This window comes from Pseudomonas koreensis, assembly GCF_024169245.1.
GTDB lineage: Bacteria > Pseudomonadota > Gammaproteobacteria > Pseudomonadales > Pseudomonadaceae > Aquipseudomonas > Aquipseudomonas koreensis_F.
Genome location: NZ_JALJWP010000001.1, coordinates 5079733 through 5104043 on the forward strand (window position 1 = coordinate 5079733; position 24311 = coordinate 5104043).

General features: G+C 61.1%; 23 protein-coding genes. 14 read left to right on the top strand and 9 right to left on the bottom strand.

The genetic code is table 11. The features are described from left to right. Positions 1 to 2: 2 nt before the first annotated feature. Both J2Y90_RS22420 and J2Y90_RS22425 read left to right on the top strand, forming a co-directional pair. Positions 3 to 815 carry a gamma-carboxygeranoyl-CoA hydratase gene (locus tag J2Y90_RS22420; protein ID WP_253503395.1) on the top strand — a complete coding sequence of 271 codons (813 nt, stop codon included), beginning with the start codon at positions 3 to 5 and terminating at the stop codon, positions 813 to 815. Next, positions 815 to 2764 (top strand): acetyl/propionyl/methylcrotonyl-CoA carboxylase subunit alpha, encoded by a 1950-nt coding sequence (locus J2Y90_RS22425; RefSeq protein ID WP_253503400.1) that lies wholly within the window; start codon positions 815 to 817, stop codon positions 2762 to 2764. The genes J2Y90_RS22420 and J2Y90_RS22425 overlap by 1 nt, the downstream gene beginning before the upstream one ends. 44 nt (positions 2765 to 2808) lie before the next feature. On the opposite strand, the gene J2Y90_RS22430 is transcribed toward J2Y90_RS22425, so the two are convergent. Continuing rightward, positions 2809 to 3468: a LexA family protein gene (locus tag J2Y90_RS22430; RefSeq protein ID WP_253503403.1), complete on the bottom strand. Its 660-nt coding sequence runs from the start codon at positions 3466 to 3468 to the stop codon at positions 2809 to 2811. A 130-nt stretch (positions 3469 to 3598) separates the two neighbouring features. Here J2Y90_RS22430 and J2Y90_RS22435 point away from each other — a divergent pair, with 130 nt between their 5' ends. After that, positions 3599 to 3997 carry a DUF6124 family protein gene (locus J2Y90_RS22435; RefSeq protein ID WP_253505300.1) on the top strand — a complete coding sequence of 133 codons (399 nt, stop codon included), beginning with the start codon at positions 3599 to 3601 and terminating at the stop codon, positions 3995 to 3997. A 104-nt stretch (positions 3998 to 4101) separates the two neighbouring features. Here the strand turns inward: J2Y90_RS22435 and J2Y90_RS22440 are convergent, their stop codons facing one another. Beyond that, positions 4102 to 4320: a hypothetical protein gene (locus J2Y90_RS22440; protein ID WP_253503408.1), complete on the bottom strand. Its 219-nt coding sequence runs from the start codon at positions 4318 to 4320 to the stop codon at positions 4102 to 4104. A gap of 97 nt (positions 4321 to 4417) precedes the next feature. On the opposite strand from J2Y90_RS22440, the gene J2Y90_RS22445 reads away from it, so the two are divergent. Continuing rightward, a complete protein-coding gene (locus J2Y90_RS22445; protein ID WP_253503412.1) occupies positions 4418 to 5569 on the top strand; it encodes a M14 family metallopeptidase in 1152 nt (383 codons plus the stop codon). Positions 5570 to 5628: 59 nt separating this feature from the next. Here J2Y90_RS22445 and J2Y90_RS22450 read toward each other — a convergent pair whose 3' ends face one another. Together J2Y90_RS22450 and J2Y90_RS22455 are read right to left on the bottom strand one after the other, a co-directional pair. Next, positions 5629 to 6174 carry a cytochrome b gene (locus J2Y90_RS22450; protein ID WP_253503416.1) on the bottom strand — a complete coding sequence of 182 codons (546 nt, stop codon included), beginning with the start codon at positions 6172 to 6174 and terminating at the stop codon, positions 5629 to 5631. Next, positions 6171 to 7277: a catalase family peroxidase gene (locus J2Y90_RS22455; protein ID WP_253503420.1), complete on the bottom strand. Its 1107-nt coding sequence runs from the start codon at positions 7275 to 7277 to the stop codon at positions 6171 to 6173. Before J2Y90_RS22455 ends, J2Y90_RS22450 begins: the two co-directional genes overlap by 4 nt. A gap of 156 nt (positions 7278 to 7433) precedes the next feature. Here J2Y90_RS22455 and J2Y90_RS22460 point away from each other — a divergent pair, with 156 nt between their 5' ends. The 4 genes from J2Y90_RS22460 to J2Y90_RS22475 all read left to right on the top strand — a co-directional run bounded on the left by J2Y90_RS22460 (position 7434) and on the right by J2Y90_RS22475 (position 11557). After that, the gene (locus J2Y90_RS22460; protein ID WP_041477125.1) at positions 7434 to 7940 is read left to right on the top strand and encodes a sigma-70 family RNA polymerase sigma factor; all 507 of its coding nucleotides are present in this window, start codon (positions 7434 to 7436) and stop codon (positions 7938 to 7940) included. Then, on the top strand, positions 7937 to 8692 hold the full coding sequence (locus tag J2Y90_RS22465) for an anti-sigma factor family protein (protein WP_253503424.1): 756 nt from the start codon (positions 7937 to 7939) through the stop codon (positions 8690 to 8692). Before J2Y90_RS22460 ends, J2Y90_RS22465 begins: the two co-directional genes overlap by 4 nt. A gap of 206 nt (positions 8693 to 8898) precedes the next feature. After that, the gene (gene zapE / locus J2Y90_RS22470; protein WP_253503428.1) at positions 8899 to 10029 is read left to right on the top strand and encodes a cell division protein ZapE; all 1131 of its coding nucleotides are present in this window, start codon (positions 8899 to 8901) and stop codon (positions 10027 to 10029) included. Between the two features lie 214 nt (positions 10030 to 10243). Then, positions 10244 to 11557, top strand: a complete 1314-nt coding sequence (locus tag J2Y90_RS22475) for a leucine-rich repeat-containing protein kinase family protein (protein ID WP_253503431.1) — start codon at positions 10244 to 10246, stop codon at positions 11555 to 11557. A gap of 102 nt (positions 11558 to 11659) precedes the next feature. Here J2Y90_RS22475 and J2Y90_RS22480 read toward each other — a convergent pair whose 3' ends face one another. Continuing rightward, entirely contained in the window at positions 11660 to 12364 is a 705-nt protein-coding gene (locus J2Y90_RS22480; protein ID WP_039763362.1) for a YebC/PmpR family DNA-binding transcriptional regulator, read from the bottom strand. Positions 12365 to 12585: 221 nt separating this feature from the next. Here J2Y90_RS22480 and J2Y90_RS22485 point away from each other — a divergent pair, with 221 nt between their 5' ends. Next, on the top strand, positions 12586 to 13974 hold the full coding sequence (locus J2Y90_RS22485) for a type VI secretion system Vgr family protein (protein WP_253503434.1): 1389 nt from the start codon (positions 12586 to 12588) through the stop codon (positions 13972 to 13974). A 103-nt stretch (positions 13975 to 14077) separates the two neighbouring features. On the opposite strand, the gene J2Y90_RS22490 is transcribed toward J2Y90_RS22485, so the two are convergent. Beyond that, positions 14078 to 14938, bottom strand: a complete 861-nt coding sequence (locus J2Y90_RS22490) for a LysR substrate-binding domain-containing protein (protein ID WP_253503437.1) — start codon at positions 14936 to 14938, stop codon at positions 14078 to 14080. A gap of 114 nt (positions 14939 to 15052) precedes the next feature. Here J2Y90_RS22490 and J2Y90_RS22495 point away from each other — a divergent pair, with 114 nt between their 5' ends. After that, entirely contained in the window at positions 15053 to 16162 is a 1110-nt protein-coding gene (locus J2Y90_RS22495; protein WP_253503440.1) for a 2-aminoethylphosphonate--pyruvate transaminase, read from the top strand. Positions 16163 to 16305: 143 nt separating this feature from the next. Then, entirely contained in the window at positions 16306 to 17133 is an 828-nt protein-coding gene (gene phnX, locus J2Y90_RS22500; protein ID WP_253503444.1) for a phosphonoacetaldehyde hydrolase, read from the top strand. 89 nt (positions 17134 to 17222) lie between these two features. Here phnX and J2Y90_RS26565 read toward each other — a convergent pair whose 3' ends face one another. Continuing rightward, a complete protein-coding gene (locus J2Y90_RS26565) occupies positions 17223 to 17774 on the bottom strand; it encodes a hypothetical protein (protein ID WP_301291683.1) in 552 nt (183 codons plus the stop codon). Between the two features lie 454 nt (positions 17775 to 18228). Between J2Y90_RS26565 and J2Y90_RS22515 the strand changes: the two genes are divergently transcribed. Then, positions 18229 to 18777: a cytochrome b gene (locus J2Y90_RS22515; RefSeq protein WP_253503451.1), complete on the top strand. Its 549-nt coding sequence runs from the start codon at positions 18229 to 18231 to the stop codon at positions 18775 to 18777. Between the two features lie 3 nt (positions 18778 to 18780). Here the strand turns inward: J2Y90_RS22515 and J2Y90_RS22520 are convergent, their stop codons facing one another. Together J2Y90_RS22520 and J2Y90_RS22525 are read right to left on the bottom strand one after the other, a co-directional pair. Continuing rightward, entirely contained in the window at positions 18781 to 19707 is a 927-nt protein-coding gene (locus tag J2Y90_RS22520) for a 1-aminocyclopropane-1-carboxylate deaminase/D-cysteine desulfhydrase (protein WP_253503454.1), read from the bottom strand. A gap of 125 nt (positions 19708 to 19832) precedes the next feature. Further along, on the bottom strand, positions 19833 to 21872 hold the full coding sequence (locus tag J2Y90_RS22525) for an NADPH-dependent 2,4-dienoyl-CoA reductase (RefSeq protein WP_253503456.1): 2040 nt from the start codon (positions 21870 to 21872) through the stop codon (positions 19833 to 19835). Between the two features lie 206 nt (positions 21873 to 22078). Between J2Y90_RS22525 and J2Y90_RS22530 the strand changes: the two genes are divergently transcribed. Both J2Y90_RS22530 and J2Y90_RS22535 read left to right on the top strand, forming a co-directional pair. Continuing rightward, positions 22079 to 23209: a nitrilase-related carbon-nitrogen hydrolase gene (locus J2Y90_RS22530; protein WP_253503458.1), complete on the top strand. Its 1131-nt coding sequence runs from the start codon at positions 22079 to 22081 to the stop codon at positions 23207 to 23209. Between the two features lie 3 nt (positions 23210 to 23212). Continuing rightward, a complete protein-coding gene (locus J2Y90_RS22535; protein WP_253503460.1) occupies positions 23213 to 24253 on the top strand; it encodes an AraC family transcriptional regulator in 1041 nt (346 codons plus the stop codon). Positions 24254 to 24311 lie beyond the last annotated feature (58 nt).

Genomic DNA, 24311 nt, shown 5'->3' on the forward strand with positions numbered 1-24311 from the left:
TGATGAGCGACTTCAATACCCTCGAACTGCAAACCGACCCGCGCGGCTTCGCGACGCTGTGGCTCAACCGCGCCGAGAAAAACAACGCCTTCAACGCCGAGATGATCCGCGAACTGATCCTTGCCCTCGACAAGGTCGCCAGCGATTCGAGCCTGCGTTTTCTGCTGCTGCGCGGGCGCGGTAAGCACTTCAGTGCCGGCGCCGACCTGGCGTGGATGCAGCAATCGGCCGAGCTTGATTACCACACCAACCTCGACGACGCCCGCGAACTGGCCGAGCTGATGTACAACCTCGCCAAGCTGAAAATCCCCACCCTCGCCGTGGTCCAGGGCGCTGCGTTCGGTGGCGCGCTGGGCTTGATCAGTTGCTGTGACATGGCGATCGGCACCGATGACGCGCAGTTCTGCCTGTCGGAAGTGCGCATCGGCCTGGCGCCCGCCGTGATCAGCCCCTTCGTGGTGCAGGCGATCGGTGAACGAGCGGCACGGCGTTACGCGCTTACGGCCGAGCGCTTCGGCGGACAGCGGGCGCGGGAAATCGGCTTGCTCGCTGAAAGCTATCCCGCCGCTGAACTGGAGCAACAGGTCGAACAGTGGACCGACAACCTGTTGCTCAACAGCCCCGCTGCCATGCGTGCCAGCAAGGACTTGCTGCGCGAAGTCGGCAACGGTGCACTGACCCCAGCCCTGCGTCGTTATACCGAAAATGCCATCGCGCGAATTCGCGTCAGCTCTGAGGGCCAGGAAGGCTTGCGCGCCTTCCTGCAAAAACGCCCGCCGAACTGGCAAGCCGCATCCACCAAGGAGTCGCGTTGATGAGCGCACCTGTGATTACCACCCTGTTGGTGGCCAACCGCGGCGAAATCGCCTGCCGGGTCATGCGCACCGCCAAGGCCCTGGGGCTGACCACCGTCGCCGTGCACAGCGCCACCGACAGAGATGCGCGGCACAGCCGAGAAGCCGATATCCGCGTTGACCTGGGCGGCAGCAAGGCCGCTGAGAGTTATCTGCAAATCGATAAATTGATCGCTGCTGCCAAGGCCAGCGGTGCCCAGGCGATTCATCCCGGGTATGGTTTCCTCTCGGAGAACGCCGGGTTCGCCCGCGCTATCGAAGCCGCCGGACTGATCTTCCTCGGCCCGCCCGCCTCGGCCATCGACGCGATGGGCAGCAAATCTGCCGCCAAAGCGCTGATGGAAAAGGCCGGTGTGCCGTTGGTGCCGGGCTATCACGGCGAAGCGCAGGATCTGGATACCTTCCGCGAAGCCTGCGAACGCATCGGTTATCCGGTGCTGCTCAAGGCCACTGCGGGTGGTGGCGGCAAAGGCATGAAAGTGGTCGAGGATGTCAGCCAACTCGCTGAAGCCCTCGCCTCGGCGCAGCGCGAAGCGCAATCGTCGTTTGGCGATTCGAGGATGCTGGTGGAGAAGTATCTGCTCAAGCCACGTCATGTGGAGATTCAGGTGTTCGCCGATCAGCACGGCAACTGCCTTTACCTCAACGAGCGCGATTGTTCGATCCAGCGTCGCCATCAGAAAGTCGTCGAAGAAGCACCAGCGCCGGGCCTGACGCCCGAATTGCGCCGGGCGATGGGCGAAGCCGCCGTACGTTCGGCGCAGGCGATCGGTTATGTCGGCGCCGGCACCGTGGAATTTTTGCTCGACGCGCGCGGCGAGTTTTTCTTCATGGAAATGAACACGCGGCTGCAGGTCGAGCACCCGGTGACCGAAGCGATAACCGGGCTCGATCTGGTCGCCTGGCAGATTCGCGTCGCCCGTGGTGAAGCGCTGCCGATGACCCAGGCGCAGGTGCCGCTCAACGGTCATGCGATTGAAGTGCGCTTGTATGCCGAAGATCCGGCGAATGATTTTCTGCCGGCCACCGGGCGTCTGGACTTGTACCGCGAATCGGCGCAGGAACCGGGGCGACGGGTGGACAGCGGCGTTGAGGAAGGCGACGAGATTTCGCCGTTCTACGACCCGATGCTCGGCAAACTGATTGCCTGGGGGGAAGACCGCGAGCAGGCGCGCTTGCGTCTGTTGAGCATGCTCGATGAGTTTGCGATCGGCGGTCTGAAGACCAACATCAATTTCCTGCGCCGGATCATCGCGCATCCGGCGTTTGCCGCGGCACAGCTGGATACCGGGTTTATCCCGCGCTATCAGGAGCAATTGCTGCCAGCGCCGGGCACGTTGAGCGATGAGTTCTGGGAGGTGGCGGCGCAGGCGTTTGCGCAGAGTCTGCCAACCCGTGCGCGGGCAGATGACCCCGCTTCGCCTTGGTCTTGCGGCAGTGGTCTGCGAGCAGGTTTGCCGGCGCAAATCACTGTGCATTTGAGTTGCGAGGGACAGGATCGCGCGCTGACCCTGGGAGCTGCGGCCCACGCCAAACTGTTGGGCGAAGCGCTGGTGGTCGAGCATGAAGGCGTGCGCCGCACGTTGCGGGCGATTCGTCAGGGTGGTTCGTTGTATCTGCAATGGGACGGCGAATTGCGGCGCATCGAGGCGTTCGATCCAGTCAGTGCCGTCGAAGCCAGCCATAGCCATCAGGGCGGCCTGACCGCGCCAATGAACGGCAGCATCGTGCGCGTGCTGGTCGAAGCCGGGCAAGCGGTTGAGGCCGGGGCGCAACTGGTAGTGCTCGAAGCCATGAAAATGGAACACAGCATCCGCGCGCCACAGGCCGGTGTGATCAAAGCGCTGTATTGCCAGGAGGGCGATATGGTCAGCGAAGGCAGCGCTTTGGTTGAACTGGAAGAAGGGTGAAATGAAAGAGGATCGATCCTGGCCTTGAGCGAGGATCGATCCGCTCAGTAACGCGCCGTTGCCTGAACCACCACGCCGATAATCCGGCATTCATCGGTGAGCAGGGTTTTCGGCCAGGTCGGATTGAGCGGCACCAGGTAACGCTGGCCGGCCTGCTCGTCGAGTTTGCGGAAAATTGCTTCTTCGCTGTCCGGCCACTGGGCGATCACCAGTTTGCCGGGCACCGCTTCCAACTCCGGATCGACCAGAATCAGCATGCCTTCGGCAATGCTCTGGCCGCTCGGCGCGGTCATCGAATCCCCCGTCACCGTCAGCCAGAACGCCGCACCGCCGCGAGCGTGGTAATCAGTGAGTTCGAAGCGCTGCTTCGCCGATGCGCCGGCGTAGTTAGCTGCAGCGTCGCGCACCTCGCACGGCGCTCGCCAGTCGCAGACCGGGTAACGGAAGTACGGGTTGTACTTCTGCGCCAGCGGCATCTCGTCATCCGCCGTGGGCTGCGGCTCGCGGATGACCAGGACGACTTCGAGGAAATCCATTCCCAGCGCCTTGAGCACGCGATTCATTTCGCTGACACCGGGTTCGCGACGCTTGTTCAGCCAATGACCGATCCCGCCCTGGGACATGCCGACGCGCTCTCCGAGCTCTGTTTGAGTGATTTTGAGTTCACTCATCTTGGCCTTGACCAACTCAATCCATTTATCCATGTGCCGCACCTTACGCGGACGTCTTCGACCGGCAAAACACATATTGTAGTATTTAAATTCTCGTCACAAATACAAGCGGTACTATCCTATGGAAACGGACTTTCAATTGAACATGGAGTGCCCTTTCATGATGAACATCAGCAGCAAAGACTTGCCCGACCTGCAAATCGATACCAGCTTCTCCTCGCCTCAGGGCAATGCCGCCGCACAGCGCGCGCTTGACTATTACTTGAAACCGGCTGTTTCAGAACCCGAGACGGACGAACGCTTCTTCAATGTCAAAGGCCATCTCAGCGGCGAGGAAGCGCTGGTACATGCTTCGGATCTATTGCGATGTGCAGCCGCCACGGCATTCAAGGCAGCAGAAAACCTGCAAGGCACGAATCGGGACCTGGCTTTCTCGGTGGTGCACATGGTGGATATGGCGCGGGCGATGGTCGACCATTCGATCGATAACGACGAAGTCACGGCGAACAAGGTTCGGGCGGACAGGAAAGAATTTTCCCATCGCGCAGATAAAAACATTTGACTTGCAAATGATAATGATTATTATTGCAAGCAGCTGGTCGCGAGATCAGTCGATGGACCAGAGACCTTAGGTCGGTCTTCTGGACTATCTCCTCATCAGGCTAATCACGGTTTTTGACCCGGCTTTTTGCCGGGTCTTTTTTTGCCCGTTTTTCGGGCTTGTGTCTTCAGGCTAATGAAGTCTTTGGGTGCTGCAAATTCGATGGCGCGGATAATATCAAATGAATATCGATTGGCAACCCGAGCCCAGCCACAATGGCCGAAACTAATGGCAATCAGCACTTGAGAATCAATCGCACAGGCCCTAAGCTGCTGCCGCGTCACGGAGGACGCCCCCCGCTCGCGATCCGCAATTCCCCTCGGTTTCACCCCAGCCTGCGTGTAAAGTACCGGTCATAAAAATCCTGCTCAGGAAGCGACTATGACCGTGGCCAAATCTTCGTTCGACATCAGCGCCAGTTTCGACAGCGGCAATATCCAAGTCATCGACATCAGCAACCCGCTCAATCCGGTTCTGGCCATCCGCCCGGACACTCGCAGCGCCCATTTTCAGTGGTTTCACTTCAAGGCCAGCGGCCTGCATGTTCATCAGGAGCACTGGTTTCGCCTGGTCAACGCCAGCCAATCCTCCTATAACAAAGCCTGGACCGGCTATCAGGCAGTCGCTTCCTACGACCACGTCAACTGGTTCCGCATCCCCACCAGCTTCGAAGGCGACAGCCTGCGTTTCTGCCTCGAAGCCGAACAGACCCACGCCTGGTTCGCTTATTTCGAACCCTACAGCCGCGGCCGTCACGACTGGCTGATCGAGCAGGCGCTGAGCAAGGCTGGCACCGAATTGCTGGCAACCGGCAAAAGTGTCGAGGGCCGCGACATTCAGTTGTTGCGCAAAGGCAGCGGCGCCGAAGGCCAACGCAAGATCTGGATCATCGCCCAGCAGCATCCGGGCGAGCACATGGCCGAATGGTTCATGGAAGGTGTGATCGAACGCCTGGAACGACAGGACGATCCGGTACTGAACAAACTGCTGGCCAGCGCCGACCTGTATCTGGTGCCGAACATGAATCCGGACGGCGCCTTCCACGGCCATCTGCGCACCAACGCCATGGGCCAGGACCTGAATCGAGCCTGGCAGAACGCCAGTCAGGACATCAGCCCGGAAGTGCTTTTCGTCCAGCTGCAGATGGAAAAGTATGGCGTCGATGCGTTTATCGACGTACACGGCGACGAGGAAATCCCCCACGTCTTCACCGCCGGTTGTGAAGGCAACCCTGGCTTCACACCGCGCATCGAAAAGCTTGAAGAGCATTTCCGCAGCCATCTGAAGCACACCACCAAAGACTTCCAGACCACCTACGGCTATACCCGCGACGAACCGGGTCAGGCCAACATGACCCTGGCCTGCAACAGCGTCGGGCAGACATACGACTGCCTGTCGCTGACCCTGGAGATGCCGTTCAAGGACCATGACGACCACCCGGACAAGACCACCGGCTGGTCGGGCAAGCGTTCGAAGCAATTGGGTAAAGACGTGCTGACCACGCTCGCCGACATGGTCGACACCCTGCGCTGATCCCCTCGCCCGCACCAACAAAAGATCGCAGCCGGCCTGCGATCTTTTGCTTTGACGACTCAGCCGCGATCGCGCCCACGCAACATGCTGTCGAGCACTTCGTCACGACGCACCCAGCCATGAAACAGCGCGGCCGCCAAGTGCAGCAGCACCGTCAGAAACAGCAGATACGCCAGATAGCCATGCGCCTTGCGCAACAGCGCAAACAGTTGCGCATCCGCCGGCACGATCGACGGCAGATGCAGCGACGCCGTGAGCATCACCGGTTCGCCCGAGGCACTGATCATCGCCCAGCCGAGCAGCGGCAATACCAGCATCAACGCATACAACAAAACGTGGGATGCCTTGGCTGCCAGCACCTGCCAGCCCGGCAGATCATCCGGCAACGGTGGCTGACGCGTGCTGAAGCGCACCAGCACGCGCACGATCACCAGCGCCAGAATCGCGATGCCCAGCGGCTTGTGCAGATGAATCAGCCATTCATGGCGAGACGACACCGAAGTGACCATGCCCGCGCCGATAAACAGCATGGCGATGATCATCAGCGCCATCAGCCAGTGCAGCAGGCGCGCCAGCAAAACGAAATGCGTCGGGTGCGTGCTCATGGGCGAGCCTCCTGTCTGGCGGCGGGCAATTGGCTGACTTCGCTGGTGCGACGCAGGTAGGAATCGGCGTAACCGGCGGAGCGCGCGGCGAGCAATGGGTCTTCCGAACCTTGAATCCCGGCTGGCAACACCAGCGGGTCATAGTTGATATCGCGGCACTCGCCACTCAGCTGCGGTTGGGTTTTTTCCAGCACCAGCGTCCCGGCGTTCAGCACTTTGCGATCTGCAGGCCAGGATTTGCTCGCATCGTTTACCGGGTCGTCGGAGTTAGCCAGGGTGATGTTCAGCTGGAAGCGCAAGGGTGCGGCGGCCAAGCGTTGCACCAGGTCCTTCTCGAGAAAGTCCGCGCCTTCAGGGGCGGTGGCACCCGCCGCGTCCTGCGCCAGCGGCGTCATGCTCCAGCGCACCGCCTGTTTCTTGCCGTTGCCATCGACCAGATAGAACGCATTGATGCTGTTATAAGTTTCGGTGGCGTAGCTGGCCGAAGGCTTGGCGGTCTTCACCCACGTCAGAAACGGCACGGCTTCCGGATGTGCGGCAAAAAACGCCGGCACCTTCGTCGGGTCGGGTTTGCCGGTGGCGGGATCCGGCGACTGCGCCTGTTGTAACTGATAGAACGCCTCGGGTGTGCCGATCGGGAACACCGGCATGCTGTTCATGCCGGTGCGCCACTGCTGGCCGTCCGCCTGAGTGAAACGCAGCGCCAGACTGCGGATCGGCACGGCACTGTCCGGCGCATAGGGATTGCCGGCCGGCAAGGCGAAACGCCCCACCACCGGCGTCTGCGGCAGGTTGAACACTTGTGCCGTAGAGAATGCCCGCGCCTCGCTGCTGCTTTCGAAATGGCCGATCACGCAAACGCCCTTGGCGTGGTTGCGACGAAAACCGGGATGCACGCCGTTGTTCTTTTCCAGCACATCGACCAACGCCTTTGGCGTCAGGCGTTGTGGGTCAAGGTTGCCGTGCACGTAGGCAAACGCCCCGGCCACGGCGGCAACAATCACGGCAATGGCGCCCAGACGGAAAACCAGGCTCGCGGCGCTCAATGGCTGGCGCGGCGGCCTGCCCGGCGGTGCAGCGTTGGGGGACGAGCGATCAACCATGAATATCTCCAGGCCATCGGCCACAAGTGGAAAGAGTCAGCAAGACGCACCCCGTCCGGGTTTATTCCACTGCGCCGTATTTATTTTTGCGCACGGGGAATAACCTGCGCTGACGGGCGTCTTCCTAGTCCACAGCGTAGCGACCAGCAGAAATTCATGAGCGAATTCGACGAACAGTTGAGAGAAATCATTCCCAGATTGCGCCGCTTCGCCGTGTCGTTGACGCGTAACAGCAGCAGCGCTGACGATCTGGTCCAGGCCAGCCTCGAGCGGGCGCTGTCGGCGTGGGGCGAAAAACGCGCCGATGGCGACTTGCGTGCCTGGCTGTTTGCGATCCTCTATCGGCAATTTCTCGACGCGCACCGTCGCTCGCGGCGCTATGCGCGGATGCTCGAATTTTTCACCGGTCGTGACGACGCCGAACCTTCGGTGGAGCGCACGGTGATTGCCCAGTCGACCCTGCAAGCCTTCGAACGCCTGCCCACCGAACAACGCGCCCTGCTGCTGATGGTGTCGGTGGAGGGCCTGTCCTATAAAGAGGTCGCCGAGATCCTCGGCGCCCCGATCGGCACCGTGATGTCGCGCCTGTCCCGCGCCCGCCAGGCCTTGCGCCAACTCAGCGACGGCGAAATCAGCAGCCCTTCCCTGCGGATACTCAAATGATCAGCCTGCCTCCCAATGAGCGTGACTTGCACGCCTACGTCGATCACCAGCTCAGCGACGCCGACCGGCGCGTGCTGGAAACATGGCTGGCCAGCCACCCTGAAGAAGCGGCGCAGGTTCGCGCCTGGCAACGCGACGCCCAGCAGTTACGTGCGGCCCTCAGTGGCGGGTTGCAGCAGCCGAGTAATCCGGCGCTGGATCCGATGATGATTCGCCAGCGGCGCCGCCAACAGTCACGTCGGCATCTGGCCAGCGCGGCGGTGTTGCTGATCGCCGTCAGCGTCGGCGGTTTCAGTGGCTGGCAGGCGCGGGAAATGACTCTGGTGCGCCCTGCGCAATTGCCGATGACTGACGCCTTGCAAGCCTATCGTCTGATCGCCCAGCAAGGCGTGTTGCCCGCCGATTACAAGGTCGACAGTGATGGCGACATGCAGCGTTGGCTCGACCGTTACTTCAGCGGCGCCGGGCGCTTGCCGAACCTGAAGGCAGCCGGTTTTGAACCGGTCAGCGGGCGCTTGCTCAGCACCGATGAAGGCCCGGCGGCGATGGTGATGTATGAGGACGGCAGCGGCCACAAGGTGAGTTTCTACTTGCGTCCGCCGGGGCCGAAAAACACTTTGCTGCCGCGCGGCTCGCGCAGCGATGGCGATCTGCAGGCCGATTACTGGTCGGGGCCGGGCTACAACTACGCGGTGGTCAGCCCGACCGACTCGCCGGCAGCAGAGTTGCTCAAGCAATCGCCACCGTTCTGAAATCCGCCCATTGTAGGAGCTGACGAGTGCAACGAGGCTGCGATCTGTTCGCGGCAACCCAGGATCAAAAGATCGCAGCCTCGTTGCACTCGTCAGCTCCTACAGGGGAATCATGCATATTTCATGGAGCCTATGTCCGAGGTCTGGTTAAACTTTAGCGCCGAGCTCCGGTGGAGTCGGCCCAATCAACCAGGAGCCTGCCCCGCGTGCCCGCCCGAACGCCGAAACGATCACGACTGAGCCAACGCTGGCCGTTGCTGCGCCGCCTGTTCGGCAAAGGCGTGCCTGTCAGCGCCGGGCACGATGCCAACGCCGCGATCATCCGCGATTATTTTCGCGACAAGGCTCACAGTCAGGGTTACACCCTCAGCCGCAGCCAGCAGCACGTCATTGATTGCATGGCGCAACAGGCCAGCGTTCTGTTGGGCGACAGTGGACTCACACCACCCAGTCTGTATCTGTACGGCGCAGTCGGGCGCGGCAAGAGCTGGCTGCTCGACGGTTTCTTCCAGGCACTGCCGATCACCCGCAAGCGTCGCCTGCATTTCCATCAGTTCTTTGCCCGACTGCACGAGAGCATGTTCCGTCATCGCCAGCAGGAAGACGCGCTGGAAATCACCCTGGACGAGCTGCTGGAAGATTGTCAGGCGCTGTGTTTCGACGAGTTTCACGTGCATGACATCGGCGATGCAATGCTCATCACGCGCCTGTTCAAGGCTTTGTTCAAACGGCGGATCATGCTGTTGGTCACGTCCAACTATGCGCCGGAGGGCCTGCTGCCCAATCCGCTGTATCACGCGCGCTTCAAACCGGTGATCGAGCTGATCAACACGCGCATGCAGGTCATGGAAGTCGGCGGCGCCCACGATTACCGCACGCTCAACCGCCAGCACACGCATCAGGTGTTTACCCAGGGACACTACGTGTGGCCGGCCACGTCGGCTCAGCGCCAGGCTCTCAACCTGCCGCCAGCCGACGCGCCTGCCCTTGCCCTCGAGGTTGGCAAGCGCCAGTTGCAGGCGCGCTTGTGCGAGGGCCGAAGAGTCGCATTCACTTTCAATGATCTGTGCGAACAGCCAACGGCAGTGATGGATTATCTGCAGCTGTGCCAGCGTTTCGACCAATGGATCATCGATGACCTGCCGCAGCTCGGCGAGTGTCCGATCGCCGTGCAACAGCGCTTCATCAATCTGATTGACGTGCTTTACGATCAGGACAAACACCTGACCCTGCTCGGCCAACTGTCGCTGGGCCAGAGCCTGGAAGGTCACGCCATCGACCTGGCGCGCACGCGCAGCCGATTGGGGCAATTACAGGAAATCCACGAATCTGACTGACACCCGCCCCCGGTAGGAGTGAGCCTGCTCGCGATAGCGTTCTTTCAGATGCTGATGATGTGCCTGACAAACCGTCTTCGCGAGCAGGCTCACTCCTACAATGACCGGGTGTGATTGCAACATCCCGCCCCAATCCAGCATCCGCTTTACCGTTATCATGTCGCCCATTCGCAGCGCCCCCGCGTCGCTCCACCGATCAATAGCGAAACCAAACATGCACACCCTTGCTCAACTGCGCGCCGGCGAGCTGTCTGGCATTACCCGCCTCGACCTGTCTTGCGGCCTCAGCGAATTCCCTCGCGAAATTTTCGAACTGGCCGACACGCTGGAAGTGCTCAATCTCAGCGGCAATGCGTTGAGCAGCCTGCCCGACGATTTGCATCGTCTGACCCGACTGCGCGTGCTGTTCTGCTCCGACAACCAGTTCACTGAGCTGCCGGCCTGCCTCGGCCAGTGCACCGCGCTGACGATGGTCGGCTTCAAGGCCAATCGCATCGTCGATGTCCCCGGCGCTGCCCTGCCGCCGCAGCTGCGCTGGCTGATCCTGACCGATAACCGCATCGCAAGCCTGCCGAGCGAACTCGGTGAACGCCCCGCCCTGCAGAAACTGATGCTCGCCGGCAATCGCCTGCAATCGCTGCCGGAATCCGTGCGCCACTGTCATCGGCTGGAATTGCTGCGCATCGCCGCCAACCAGCTCACCGAGCTACCACAGTGGCTGCTGACCCTGCCGAGCCTGACCTGGCTGGCCTACGCCGGCAACCCGCTGGAAACCGAAGCCGATGCCGCTGCCCTCGAGGCCACGCCACTGATCGCCTGGTCGGCGTTGCGCCTTGAGCAACAGCTGGGCGAAGGCGCTTCCGGGGTGATTTCCCGGGCGGTCTGGAAGCGTGACGACGGCGCGGCGCAGGCGGTTGCGGTCAAGCTGTACAAAGGCGAGATGACCAGCGACGGCTCGCCGCTGCATGAGATGAACGCCTCTATCACCGCCGGTGTGCACCCGAACCTGATCCGCGTCGAAGGGCGCATCGGCGGCCATCCCGATCAGCAGCAGGGATTGGTCATGCAGTTGATCGACCCGAGTTTTCGCAACCTCGCCGGCTTGCCGAGCCTCGCCTCGTGCTCGCGAGACGTCTACGCCGAGAATTGCCGATTCTCGGCGGAGGTTGCGCTGCGCATCGCCAAAGGGGTCGCTTCGGCAGCGCAACATTTGCATCGGCAAGGCATTACCCACGGCGACCTCTACGGCCACAACATTCTGCTGAACGATCAGGGCGATTGTCTGCTGGGGGATTTTGGTGCGGCGTCGTTTCATGCCACTACCGATGATGCGCAGACCCGTGCATTGCAACGCCTGGAAGTGCGCGCGTTCGGCGTGTTGCTGGGGGAGTTGCTGACGCGTATCGACTCGGGGTTGAGTACCGAGCGGCGCTTGGCGCTGGAGGCGCTTGAAAGGCGTTGCTGTCAGGCGGATGTGTTGGGGCGGCCGGGGTTCAGCGAAGTGATCGAGGTGCTGGAGAATGTGTGACTGCTTCGCGGTCAATCGCGGGCAGGCTCGCTCCCACATTGAAATGCATTTCAAAGGTGGCAGCAAGCCTGCTCGCGCAGAAGCCCTGACTGATGCAGAGGATCAGCCAGCCAGACCGACAAACATGTCCTGCACGTCATCATGGTTGTCGAGGCCTTCAAGGAACGCTTCGACTTCAGCCATCTGCTCGTCGCTCAAGCCGCTGACCGGGTTCTTCGGCTGGTAGCCGAGCTTGGCCGACAGCACGGTGAAGCCTTGTTCCGGCAGAGCTTTCTGCACAGCGTCAAGGTCAGTCGGATCGGTGAGGAACAGCGTTGCGCCCTCTTCACCCGGCTCGAAATCCTGGGCACCGGCTTCAATCGCGGCCATTTCCGGATCGGCGTCCGGGGTATCCGGCGAGGCTTCGATCATGCCGACGTGGTTGAACATCCATGCTACCGAACCGGAAGCGCCCAACTGGCCCTTGCGGAACGCCACGCGGATTTCTGCGACGGTGCGGTTGATGTTATCGGTAACGCATTCGACGATCAGCGGCACTTGGTGCGGGGCAAAACCTTCGTAGGTGACGCGATGGTACTGGACGGTTTCGCCCAGCAGACCGGCGCCTTTCTTGATCGCGCGATCGAGGGTTTCCTTCGGCATCGAGGCTTTTTTCGCCTGTTCGACCACCAGACGCAGGTGTGCGTTGGTGGCGGTGTCGGCACCGTTGCGCGCAGCAATGGTGATTTCCTTCACCAGTTTGCCGAAGATTTTCCCTTTGGCGTTGGCTGCCGCTTCTTTGTGTTTAACCTTCCACTGTGCGCCCATTACTCACTCTCTTGATCTGTGGCGCCGAGACATCTATTGGCCGACGCGTGGCCGCAAGTTTATACGGCCTAAAGTCGGCAATCGACCAAAAAAACAGCCGACGGAATCGACATCTTCACCAAAGCGTGTAGGGGGATTCTGAAAAGCGGCTTTGACATGACCATTGAGCTCGACGGTTTCGTACCCTTGAAACCCCGTATCGCCTGACAGGGCCTGCTCGAATGCTCAATGACAAGGAAAGTCCGTTCACCCTTACTCTGATCGACAGTGGATTGCGCCTGCCAGTAGTGCGTTTTCGCGGTGAGGAAGCGCTGAACCAGCCCTACCGTTTCGACATCCAACTGGTCGGTCTGGCTCCGGCCATCGCTCCCAGCGCTTTCTTGCACTGCCAGGCTTTTATGCGTCTGAGCGAACAACAGGGTTTCCACGGTACGATCTCCAGCGCCAGTTGCGAACATCGTGGCACCCATCGGGTGGGCTATCGCCTGATTCTGGTGCCGTATCTGCAACAACTGGCGCAAACGCCTGAACGACGTGTGTTTACCCACCTGAGTGCGCCGCAGATCATTCAACTGCTGCTGGAGGAGCACGCCCTGCCAGTCGACAGCTACCGTATTGAAATGACGGCGGGCCATTACCCGGCACGGCCGTTTTGCATTCAGTACGAGGAAAGCGATCTGGCGCTGGTACAGAGGCTTTGCGAAGAAGAAGGGATCCACTATCACTTCGAGCACGGGCCTGAAGGCCATGTTGTGGTGTTCGCCGACGACAGCCTGAGCCTGCCACAAACCCCAGTGGAGATTCCGTTCAATGCCGACGAACAGCCGCCGTCGCCCTGCGTCAGCGTTCTGTACCAACAGCATCGCGCGGCACCTGCCCCGGTACTGCATGCGGTACGCAATCGCGGTCAGCCAACCTGCAACGATGAAGCAGCCAACGAAGTGACCCCGCAGCTACCGATGCCAGCGCGATCGCTGGAGCGTCTGCACGCAGAACAACGCAGCCGCCGTCATCTGCAGCGACAACGCTGCCAGCTGCGCACCATTCACGGTCGCAGTGATTGCAGCGATTTGCTCAGTGGCCGTTTGCTGTTGGTGGCGGACCACCCGATCCATCACTTCAACGAACAGTGGCTTATCAATGCCGTACGCCACCATGGGCAGCATCCTTCAATTCTCGAGACGGCCCCGACTGCTCATCGCTACCACAACGACTTTACTGCACAGCCCTGGTCAAGCGACTTCCGTCCGCCGCTCAAACAGGCGCGTCCGAATATTGCTGGTTATCACCTCGCGCGAGTGGCGGGCGCGCCCGGGCAACCGGCGCAAGTGGATGAAAACGGACGCCTCGCTGTGGTCTTGTGGCCAGCGGAGGGAAAACCCGACAGCGACGCCCTGTGGTTGCCGATGGCCATGAGTCGGCTCAACCGCCCGGTCGGCATTGACGAGTTGCCTCGCGCCGGCAGTGAAGTGTGGGTCAGTTTCCTCGACAGCGATCCGGACCGACCGATTCTGTGCCTCGGCCATTCGCGCCAGCCGCCGGCACGCGAGTCGGAGCCTGCACGCGACGGCCTGCTGCTGGACTGGCTGATCAACCGCGCCGAGCATTAGAGCAAAGGCAAAGATCGCAGCCTTCGGCAGCTCCTGCGTTCATCGCGCCAGGCGCAGAATCCATGTGGGAGCGAGCCTGTTCGCGAAGGAGTCGCCTCGGTATTCAGGTTGGCGCCAGATCAAAGAACGCGTGAATCAAGCGCAACTCGCGCCGACGCTCCATGCAGCCGATCATGTGCCGATTCATCAGCCCTTCCCCGGCAATCGGAATCGCCACTACGCGCGGGTCGTGGCTGACCTCCACCGATGACACCACACCAACGCCCAGCTCAGCCGCAACCGCTTCGGTGACCGCCTCGCGACTGTCCAGCTCCAGTAACACCCGCGGTTGAATCGACGCCTGCGCGCAAGCCTTGTCAAACGTGCGGCGAGTGATCGAGCCCGGTTCGCGCAGGACCATGATCACCTGATCCAGCTCTTCGAGTTTCACTTCACCGGAGCGCGCCGCCCACGGATGCGCCACCGGCACCAGCGCGCAGATCCGCGACTCGCTCAGCGCTTGCAGGTGCAGTCCCTTGCGCGGCTCGACCTCAGTCAGCACCGCGACATCGGCGTGCTCGGACAACAGCGCCGCCAGGGTTTCCTGCGCATTGCCCAGACGCAGGTTCACGGTGATCCCCGGATAGCGCGCGCGCAGACTGGCCAGCATCGGCATGACCAAGTGCGGCCCGTCCGCCGCCACTTCCAGGCGCCCGGTCAATAACTGCCGATTGGCCTCAAGCAGGGTCTGGGCTTCTTGCGCCAGGCCAAACATCGCACGGGTGATCGCCGCCAGTCTGGTGCCCTCCTCGGTCAGCTCTACCCGGCGCGCGGTGCGCCGCAGCAGGGTGATCTGGTAATGCTCCTCCAGCGCCTTGATGTGCCCGGTAACTGCCGGCTGGCTGATGAACAACCGCGCGGCGGCGCGGGTGAAACTGCCTTCCCGCGCCACGGCATCGAAGGCGCGTAGCTGAAACAGATTCATGAATAAGCCTCACTGATGGCTGGCATAACAACAAACAATTTGATTGATGCAACCGCGAATTGCAACGTATGCCCAGTAGCGTCACTCCACAGCGCTCTCGCAAGGACACCATTAATGAGTACCGCCGTACCGATTTTGCTCACTCCCGGCCCGTTGACCACTTCGGCCCGCACCCGTCAGGCGATGATGGTCGACTGGGGTTCGTGGGATGAGCGCTTCAACCAGTTGACCGCCAGCCTGTGCGAACAATTGCTGGCCATCGTCAATGGCGCCACCAGCCACCACTGCGTACCGTTGCAAGGCAGCGGCACCTTCGCCGTCGAAGCTGCCATCGGTACGCTGGTGCCGCGCGACGGCAAGGTGCTGGTGCTGATCAATGGCGCGTACGGCAAGCGTCTGGCGAAAATCTGCGAAGTGCTCGGTCGCTCGTTCAGCACCTTCGAAACCGCCGAAGACCAACCGACCACCGCCGTCGACGTCGACCGACTGCTGCGCGCCGACGCCAACATTACTCACGTCGCGCTGATTCACTGCGAAACCAGTACCGGAATTCTCAATCCGCTGGCGGAAATCGCCGGGGTCGTCGCGCAACACGGCAAACGCTTGATCATCGATGCCATGAGTTCCTTCGGCGCATTGCCGGTGGATGCGCGAAAAGTGCCGTTCGACGCGCTGATCGCCGCCTCCGGTAAATGCCTGGAAGGCGTGCCGGGGATGGGTTTTGTCTTCGCCCGCAAAGAATCGCTGGCCGCGGCCGCCGGCAACTCGCACTCACTGGCGATGGACCTGTACGACCAGCACGCCTACATGATCAAAACCGGGCAATGGCGCTTCACCCCGCCGACCCACGTGGTCGCCGCGCTGCACGAAGCATTGCTGCAATACAGCGAAGAAGGTGGCCTGCCGGCGCGGCATGCGCGTTATGCTGCCAACTGCCAGGCGCTGATGGCAGAGATGAACAAAATCGGTTTGCGCAGCTTTCTGCCAGCGGCGATTCAGGCGCCGATCATCGTCACGTTCCATGCGCCGCAGGATCCGCGTTATCGCTTCAAGGATTTCTATGAACGGGTCAAGGCCAAGGGTTACATCCTCTACCCCGGCAAACTGACCCAGGTCGAAACCTTCCGCATCGGCTGCATCGGCCACGTCACCCCGGACGAAATGCGCCGGGCGGTGGCAGCCGTGGCTGAAGCGCTGCGGGAGATGGAAGTGCTCGACATTTAAATCCCACCACAAATCCCCTGTAGGAGTGAGCCTGGTCGCGATGAGGCCCTGTCAGTCGACGAAGATGCTCAATGATCAACCGCCATCGCGAGCAGGCTCACTCCTACATTTGAATCGTATTGCCAACTCAGGAATTGATTGCCATGAACTACACCAACCCAGACAAGCTGCAAGCCGCGATCCTCGACTGGGCCGGCACCGTGGTCGATTTCGGCTCGTTCGCGCCGACGCAGATCTTCGTCGAAGCCTTCGCCGAGTTCGATGTGCAGGTGTCGATCGAAGAAGCCCGCGGGCCGATGGGCATGGGCAAGTGGGACCACATCCGCACCCTTTGCGATCAGCCGCAAGTCGCCGAGCGTTACCGCAAAGTGTTCGGCCGCACGCCAACCAACGATGACGTTACCGCCATCTACAACCGCTTCATGCCGCTGCAGATCGAGAAGATCGCCGAGCACTCGGCACTCATTCCCGGCGCACTGGACACTATCGCCCAACTGCGCCAGCAAGGAATCAAGATCGGCTCCTGCTCCGGCTACCCGAAAGCGGTCATGGACAAAGTCGTCGAACTGGCCGCCAGCAACGGCTACGTCGCCGATCATGTGGTCGCCACCGACGAGGTACCGAACGGTCGTCCATGGCCGGCGCAAGCCCTGGCCAACGTGATCGCCTTGGGCATCGACGACGTTGCGGCGTGCGTAAAGATCGACGACACCGTGCCGGGCATTCTCGAAGGTCGCCGTGCCGGAATGTGGACGGTCGCGCTGATCTGTTCGGGCAACGCCTTGGGTCTGGACTACGAGGGTTTCCGCGCACTGGGCAATGATGAACTGGCCAGTGAACGCAAGCGCATTCACGCACTGTTCGAAAGCTCGCGTCCGCATTACATGATCGACACCATCAGCGACCTGCCGCACGTGATCGCCGACATCAACAAACGTCTGGCCAACGGCGAGATGCCGCAGAATGCCTGAGGCTGAAAACCGAAACACCGCTGATCAATGACCGTCAGCGGTGTTCTTTTTTGCACTATCTGCAAACCACGATAACGCTCGGTAATCAATTATTCCGAAACAAGGTTACCTTGTGCATCGTACGTAAGGCCATCGGGATGTTTAACACTGCCGTCCGGCAACTGTTCAGTTCCATCTTCCCAGACAATACGACCATCCGGATATTCAACGGTATTATCCGGCCAGACGATCCGCCCGTCAGGATGCTCTACCCGGCCGTCTTCATATTGAATGATGCCGTCGGGACGCTTGATCGAAGTTTTATCGACATCCACCACGCTACCGTCGGGCAGTGTGGTCGAACCATCGACGTTGACCGTCGCACCGAGTGTCTGAATCAACGTTATCAACGCCACCGGATCGACGTTGATGTTAAGGGTCGGCCATGGCATCGGCGGACGCTTGTTGTCGACCGGTGCCACGGGTTTGATAGGGGCTACCGGGCTGATCGGTGCGACTGGCTTGGTTGGCGCTACCGGTTTGGTGGGTGCCACTGGTTTGGTCGACGATACTGGCCTGGTCGGCGCCACGGGCTTGGTTGGCGCTACTGGCTTGGTGGGTGCCACTGGTTTGGTCGGCGATACTGGCCTGGTCGGTGCCACGGGTTTCGTTGGAGCTACTGGCTTGGTCGGTGCCACCGGTCTGGTTGGCGCTGCTGGATTGGTAGAACCCACCGGTTTGGTCGGGGTTATTGGCTTTGGCGTCGAGGTAGAGGGCCGAGGTTTGGGAGTTGGACGTTTCATATACACACTCAAAATAAAAAAGTTATTCTTAATCTTTAATAACTAACTAAAGACCCAACCCGACAATAACCACACAACACAAACCATTCAAATCAAAAGAACATACAAGATATAAACAACATACAGTTACGCCAGGCAAGGCAACTTATGACAATGATATTTAAATACCGGGCAAATCAAACGCAGGGCACTGAGCACTTTTCTTCTGCGTAAAAATCATCAAGCGTTGCAGGCAAAAACATCCCGGCAGGTTTACAGTGAAACAAGTGCCGCGACGACGGCCTGATTGCATTTCGATCCCGAGGAACCCCTTATGCCGTGGACAAGCTCCGAATCGCGTTACAGCACTGTATCGGTTCTGTTGCACTGGCTGATGCTGGTGTTGTTGGTGCTGGTGTACGCCAGCATGGAACTGCGCGGCTTCCTCCCCAAGGGCAGCGGCGGTCGCACGCTGATTCGCGAGATGCACTATCTGCTGGGGCTCACCGTTTTCGTACTGGTGTGGTTTCGCCTGCTTGCGCGCAGCCTCGGCCATGCGCCGAAAATCTTCCCCGCTTCGCCCGCCTGGCAAACCGCCGTGGCGCGGCTGATGCACTGGGCGTTGTACTTGTTCATGCTCGGCATGCCGATATTGGGCTGGCTGATCACCAGCGCCGAGGGCCATCAAGTGATGTTCTACGGTTTCGATTTGCCGCTATTGGTCGGTGAAAACAAGGCGTTCGCCAAACAGGTCGAAGGCTGGCATGTGCTGATCGCCACGATCGGCTATTGGCTGATCGGCCTGCATGCGCTGGCGGGCATTTATCACCATTACGTGGTGCGCGATAACACCTTGCTGCGGATGATGCCCAAGCGCGGCTGAGCCTCAGGGCGTCGCGGCAAATCCGCGTCGCCCTTGCAGGCCGCCCGTGTGGACGAAAATCAGACGAGTGCCAGCGGCGAATCCACCTGACTCGACATGCTGCTTGAGCGCCAGCAAGGCCTTGCCGGTGTACAGCGGTTCCAAAGGGATACCGCTGGCTTGCTCGGTCTGTTCAATGAAGGTCAGCAGCGCCTCGTCGACTTTGGCGAAGCCACCCCGGCTGGCGTCGACCAGTTGATAGCCCGCCGCAGGCTCGGTGGCGTGCGCAAGAATCAACTCGATGTTCGGCGCCACGCCATGATCATCCGGTACGGCCAGCGCGCCATACAGTGAGCGCTTGCCTCTCTCGCCGAGTGCCAGTCCGGCCAGGGTCGTGCCGGTGCCACAGGCCAGCCACCAGGCGTCAAAATCATCCCATCCCACGTTGGCCAATTGTCCGTCGACCTGCTGCCTGATCGCCGCGCAACCCAGTGCGCCGGCCAGTCCACCACCGCCCTCAGGCACTGCGTGCAACATCGGATATTGCGCCTGCCACGGCGTCCAGAATCCAGCTTCGTGCCGCGCGCGGTAGCCGCCGTAACCCAGCCAATGCACCCGCATGCCGAACGCGTGCAGATCCTGCACTGTCGGCGTGTCCTGCGGGTGCCCGCGCAGCAGCCCCACGGTTGTGAACCCCAGCCGCTTGCCCGCCGCAGCCAGCGCATGCAGATGATTGGAATGCGCGCCGCCAAGACTGATGATGCCATCGGCGCCGGCACGCTCAGCGGCTTTGAGGTGTTCGACGAGTTTGAACCACTTGTTGCCGCTGATCAGCGGGTCGATCCGGTCCAGACGCAGGATCGCGACTTCGATGCCGGCGCTTGCCAGCCAGTCCAGATGGAGGGGTTCGAGCGGGGCTTGGGGTAGCCAGTTGGCGGGAGGCAAAAGCATGGGCACTGCACAATCTGGAAAAGACCACATACTAGTAGGAGCTGCCGCAGGCTGCGATCTTTTGATCTTGCTTTTGAACACAAGATCAACAGATCGCAGCCTGCGGCAGCTCCTACAAAATGTGTTTACAGCTCAGCCGCCAGACGCGAGCCCTGATTGATCGCCCGCTTGGCATCCAGCTCCGCCGCCACATCCGCACCGCCGATCAAGTGCACATTCTGCCCGGCGGTAACCAGGCCTTCGTGCAACTCACGCAGCGGATCCTGCCCCGCGCAGATCACGATGTTGTCCACCGCCAGCAGTTGCGGCTCGCCGGTTTCGCCGATGCGAATATGCAGACCCTGGTCATCAATGCTCAGATATTCGACGCTGTTAAGCATCTGCACCTGCTTGTTCTTCAGACCGGTGCGGTGAATCCAGCCGGTGGTTTTGCCCAGACCGTCGCCGACCTTGGTTTTCTTGCGCTGCAACAGGAACACTTCACGGGCCGGCGCGTGCGGTGCCGCTTTGATTCCCGCCACACCACCACGGGCTTGCAGTTGCGTGTCGATGCCCCACTCTTTCCAGAATGCCGTGCGATCCAGACTGGTGGCCACGCCTTGATGGACGAGGAACTCCGACACGTCAAAACCGATACCACCCGCACCAATCACCGCCACGCGCTTGCCGACCGGCTTGCGCTCGAGGATCACGTCCAGATAACTCAGGACCTTGGCATTCTCGACACCCGGAATCGCCGGCACGCGCGGGGCAATACCGGTGGCGAGAATGATTTCGTCGTAACCGCCTTCAACCAGTTTTGTCACGTCGACTCGGGTGTTCAGGCACACCTCGACATTCGTGGTCTGCAACTTGCGCTTGAAGTAGCGCAGGGTTTCGAAAAACTCTTCCTTGCCCGGCACGCGCTTGGCGATATTGAACTGACCACCAATCTCACTGGCCGAATCGAACAGCGTGACCTGATGACCGCGCTCGGCGGCCACGGTGGCGGCGGACAACCCGGCAGGGCCGGCACCGACCACGGCGATTTTCTTGATCTGCTGCACCGGCAGGTAGTTGAGTTCGGTTTCGTGGCAGGCGCGCGGGTTGACCAGGCAACTGGTGAGCTTGCCGCCAAAGGTGTGGTCGAGGCACGCCTGGTTGCAGCCGATGCAGGTGTTGATTTCGTCGGCGCGGCCTTCGGCGGCCTTGTTGACGAACTCCGGGTCGGCGAGGAACGGCCGCGCCATCGAGACCATGTCGGCATCGCCCTCGGCAAGAATCTGTTCGGCAATTTCCGGGGTATTGATACGGTTGGTGGTGATCAGCGGAATGCTCACCGAACCGCGCAACTTGGCCGTGACCTTGCTGAACGCCGCACGCGGAACCTTGGTGGCGATGGTCGGAATCCGCGCTTCGTGCCAGCCAATACCCGTATTGATGATCGTCGCGCCAGCCTGTTCGATGGCTTTGGCCAGCATGACGATTTCATCCCAGGTGCTGCCGCCCTCGACCAGATCGAGCATCGACAGGCGGAAGATGATGATGAAATTCGGCCCGACCGCTTCGCGCACACGGCGGACGATTTCCACCGGCAGGCGCATGCGGTTTTCGTAACTGCCGCCCCAGCGGTCGGTGCGGTGGTTGGTGTGGGCGGCGAGGAACTGGTTAATGAAATAACCTTCCGAGCCCATGATTTCGACGCCGTCATATTCGGCAGACTGCGCCAGCACCGAGCAGGTGACGAAATCGCTGATCTGCTTTTCGATGCCCTCTTCGTCCAGCTCTTTAGGCTTGAACGGGTTGATCGGCGCCTGAATCGCGCTCGGTGCTACCTGTTTCGGGCTGTAGGCATAACGGCCGGCGTGGAGAATCTGCATGCAGATCTTGCCACCCGCCTCGTGCACCGCGCGAGTGACGATGCGGTGCTTGAGCGCCTCTTCTTCGCTGGTCAGTTTCGCCGCGCCAGAGTAAACGCCACCCTCATCATTCGGGCCGATGCCGCCCGTGACCATCAGGCCCACGCCGCCCCGGGCACGTTCGGCGAAGTACGCCGCCATGCGTTCGAAGCCACCCGGCTTTTCTTCCAGGCCAGTGTGCATCGAGCCCATCAGGGTGCGGTTGCGCAGCGTGGTGAATCCCAGGTCCAGCGGGGCCAGCAAATGCGGGTAATGAGCGGCGGTCATCGGTAACTCCACAACGTGCGATCACGGAAAATTGCGGGAGCTCTGCGTCCCCCGTCAGTCATGTTCGACAGACTAAGAGGCGCACCGCTGTCACTCAATGACCGTAACTGACAAGTTATTGATCCAAATGCGCAGCGCCCCTTGGCAATCCGGGCCATGGGCCCTACCCTAGGCGCCACACTCTGTACCGGCTGTTGTTGGTTTTCATGCGCAAACTTCTGTACCTGTTTTTCTCCATGGCCCTCGTTGCCGCCCTGACCACCTACGCCATGTGGGCGGCAGACCGGCCGGCGGGGCACTACCTGTCGGATTTGCGCATCAAGCTTGCTGTCAATCAGGGCACGCCCGCCGGTCGTGGCAACCTGCTGGGCATTCAACCCGAACTGTTTCCCACCGATTATCAAAGCCCGGCACGCCTGCACCGCAAGCTCGCGGCGTATCTTCAGCAAGCCCGCGATCAAGGCTTGCTCAATGAGAAAACCGTGGTGGTATTGCCGGAGCATGTCGGCACCTGGCTGATGATCAGCGGCGAGAAAGACGAGTTGTATCAGGCGCCGACCCTGGCTGAAGCGATGAACTGGCTGGCGGCAAGCAATCCGCTGCTGTTCGCCCGCGCGTGGTTGCGGGCCAAGGGCGAGCAACGTCTGGACGATGCTTATCTGCGGATGAAATCGAAGGCCATGGCCAAGGATTACCAGGCACTGTTCGGCGGTCTGGCCAAGGAGTTCCAGGTCACCCTGGTGGCCGGCTCCATCGTGCTGCCGGAGCCGAGCATCCGCGACGGCCGGCTCAAGGCTGGCAGCGGCGCGCTATTCAACAGCAGCGTGGTATTCGGCCGCGACGGCGCACCGCTGGGCCAGCCGCAACGGCAGATGCACCCGATCTTCGATCAGCAGGGGGTGATTCAGGCCGAAGACAAGCACGCCATCCAGGTCGTCGACACCCCGGCCGGACGTCTGGGCATCCTCATCGGCAGTGACAGCTGGTATCCCGGCAACTACCGCACCCTCGACGATCAAGGCGCGCAACTGGTCGCCGTGCCGGCGCAAGTGATTGGCCAAGGTGCCTGGGACAAACCCTGGCGCGGCTACAAGGGTTCGAGCACGCCGGGGTCGGTCAGCCTCAAGCCTGGCGACCTCAGCGAAGGTCAGGCCTGGCATCGATTGACTCTCACCGCGCAGCCGCCGAGCAGCCGCGCCATTGCCGGGGTCAGTGTGTTCATGCGCGGACAGTTCTGGGACAAGCCGAGTACCGGCAGAAGCTTCCTCAGCAGCAATGGCCAGCAGTTCGCCGATGGCGAGGCCCGTGGTGCGCGCTTGCTGAACGTCTGGCTGTAAACCATGAAGCCGCAACCGATGCGTCTCGGGGATCTGTCGGTAGGCTTCGTTCATAGTCTGGCCGAGGCCGTGCATAGCCACGGCGCGGACCCGCTGCCTCTGCTTGAGCAATACGGCCTCGATGCCGCGCGGCTGGCCGAGGCAGGAGCGCGTTTATCAATCCCGCGCTACATGCGCCTTGGCCATGCCGCCATCCAGCTGACGGGCGACCCGGCGCTGGGCCTGCGCATGGGGCAGATGATCCGCTTGAATCAGGCCGGTCTGGCCGGCATCACCGCCGCGCAAGCGCCTACCGTGCGCGAAGCGGCCCGCTGCCTGACTCGCTTTGAACCGCTTTACGGCTCCAACTATCGCGGGCAGTCCAGTTTCCACGAAGACGCCAATGGCGCCTGGCTGCGCTTCTACTCGATCAGCCCCTACAACGCTTATAACCGCTTCGTGGTCGACTCGATCCTCGCCGGCTGGCTGCACCAATTGTCGAGTCTTTGCCGCCAATCGTTGCGTGCCGAAAGGATCGAAATCGAGTTCGAAGCGCCGGATTATCGTGATGCCTACGCTGTGCTCGGCGACTGCCCGATCCAGTTCAGCGCCGAGCGCAATCAACTGCGCCTGAGCCTGAGCAGCCTCGCCATGCGCAACCCCGAACATTGTCCGAGCACCTGGCGGCATTTGCTGCAATTGTGTGAACGGGAACTGGAACAACTGACCCGCACCCGCAGCCTGCGCGAACGCATCACGCAATTGCTCGGCCCGTTGCTCAATGGTGGCCGCGAGCCGGATCTTGAAGAAGTCGCGGCACGCCTGAAACTGCCCACCTGGACCTTGCGGCGCAAACTCGCCGAAGAAGGCACGCAGTTCCGCGCGATCCTCAATGACACACGCCGCGATCTGGCGATGACCTATATCCGTGACACCGAACTGGCGTTCGGCGAAATCGCCTACCTGCTTGGCTTTGCCTCAGCCGAAGCTTTCCAGCGCGCATTCAAGCGCTGGAGCGGACAGACGCCCGGCGAATCTCGACGAAATTATCGCTCGGGAGCTTGAAGCTCAGAGCTCCGTCGCGTCGTCAGCCGGCTCTGGTTGATCCAGTTCAAAGGCCTGG

Coding starts and splice junctions, on each gene's coding strand:
- J2Y90_RS22420 (WP_253503395.1), top strand. CDS start 3: ATGAGCGACTTCAATACCCTCGAACTGCAAACCGACCCGCGCGGCTTC.
- J2Y90_RS22425 (WP_253503400.1), top strand. CDS start 815: ATGAGCGCACCTGTGATTACCACCCTGTTGGTGGCCAACCGCGGCGAA.
- J2Y90_RS22430 (WP_253503403.1), bottom strand. CDS start 3,468: ATGGATAAATGGATTGAGTTGGTCAAGGCCAAGATGAGTGAACTCAAA.
- J2Y90_RS22435 (WP_253505300.1), top strand. CDS start 3,599: ATGAACATCAGCAGCAAAGACTTGCCCGACCTGCAAATCGATACCAGC.
- J2Y90_RS22445 (WP_253503412.1), top strand. CDS start 4,418: ATGACCGTGGCCAAATCTTCGTTCGACATCAGCGCCAGTTTCGACAGC.
- J2Y90_RS22450 (WP_253503416.1), bottom strand. CDS start 6,174: ATGAGCACGCACCCGACGCATTTCGTTTTGCTGGCGCGCCTGCTGCAC.
- J2Y90_RS22455 (WP_253503420.1), bottom strand. CDS start 7,277: ATGGTTGATCGCTCGTCCCCCAACGCTGCACCGCCGGGCAGGCCGCCG.
- J2Y90_RS22460 (WP_041477125.1), top strand. CDS start 7,434: ATGAGCGAATTCGACGAACAGTTGAGAGAAATCATTCCCAGATTGCGC.
- J2Y90_RS22465 (WP_253503424.1), top strand. CDS start 7,937: ATGATCAGCCTGCCTCCCAATGAGCGTGACTTGCACGCCTACGTCGAT.
- J2Y90_RS22475 (WP_253503431.1), top strand. CDS start 10,244: ATGCACACCCTTGCTCAACTGCGCGCCGGCGAGCTGTCTGGCATTACC.
- J2Y90_RS22480 (WP_039763362.1), bottom strand. CDS start 12,364: ATGGGCGCACAGTGGAAGGTTAAACACAAAGAAGCGGCAGCCAACGCC.
- J2Y90_RS22485 (WP_253503434.1), top strand. CDS start 12,586: ATGCTCAATGACAAGGAAAGTCCGTTCACCCTTACTCTGATCGACAGT.
- J2Y90_RS22490 (WP_253503437.1), bottom strand. CDS start 14,938: ATGAATCTGTTTCAGCTACGCGCCTTCGATGCCGTGGCGCGGGAAGGC.
- J2Y90_RS22495 (WP_253503440.1), top strand. CDS start 15,053: ATGAGTACCGCCGTACCGATTTTGCTCACTCCCGGCCCGTTGACCACT.
- phnX (WP_253503444.1), top strand. CDS start 16,306: ATGAACTACACCAACCCAGACAAGCTGCAAGCCGCGATCCTCGACTGG.
- J2Y90_RS22515 (WP_253503451.1), top strand. CDS start 18,229: ATGCCGTGGACAAGCTCCGAATCGCGTTACAGCACTGTATCGGTTCTG.
- J2Y90_RS22520 (WP_253503454.1), bottom strand. CDS start 19,707: ATGCTTTTGCCTCCCGCCAACTGGCTACCCCAAGCCCCGCTCGAACCC.
- J2Y90_RS22525 (WP_253503456.1), bottom strand. CDS start 21,872: ATGACCGCCGCTCATTACCCGCATTTGCTGGCCCCGCTGGACCTGGGA.
- J2Y90_RS22530 (WP_253503458.1), top strand. CDS start 22,079: ATGCGCAAACTTCTGTACCTGTTTTTCTCCATGGCCCTCGTTGCCGCC.
- J2Y90_RS22535 (WP_253503460.1), top strand. CDS start 23,213: ATGAAGCCGCAACCGATGCGTCTCGGGGATCTGTCGGTAGGCTTCGTT.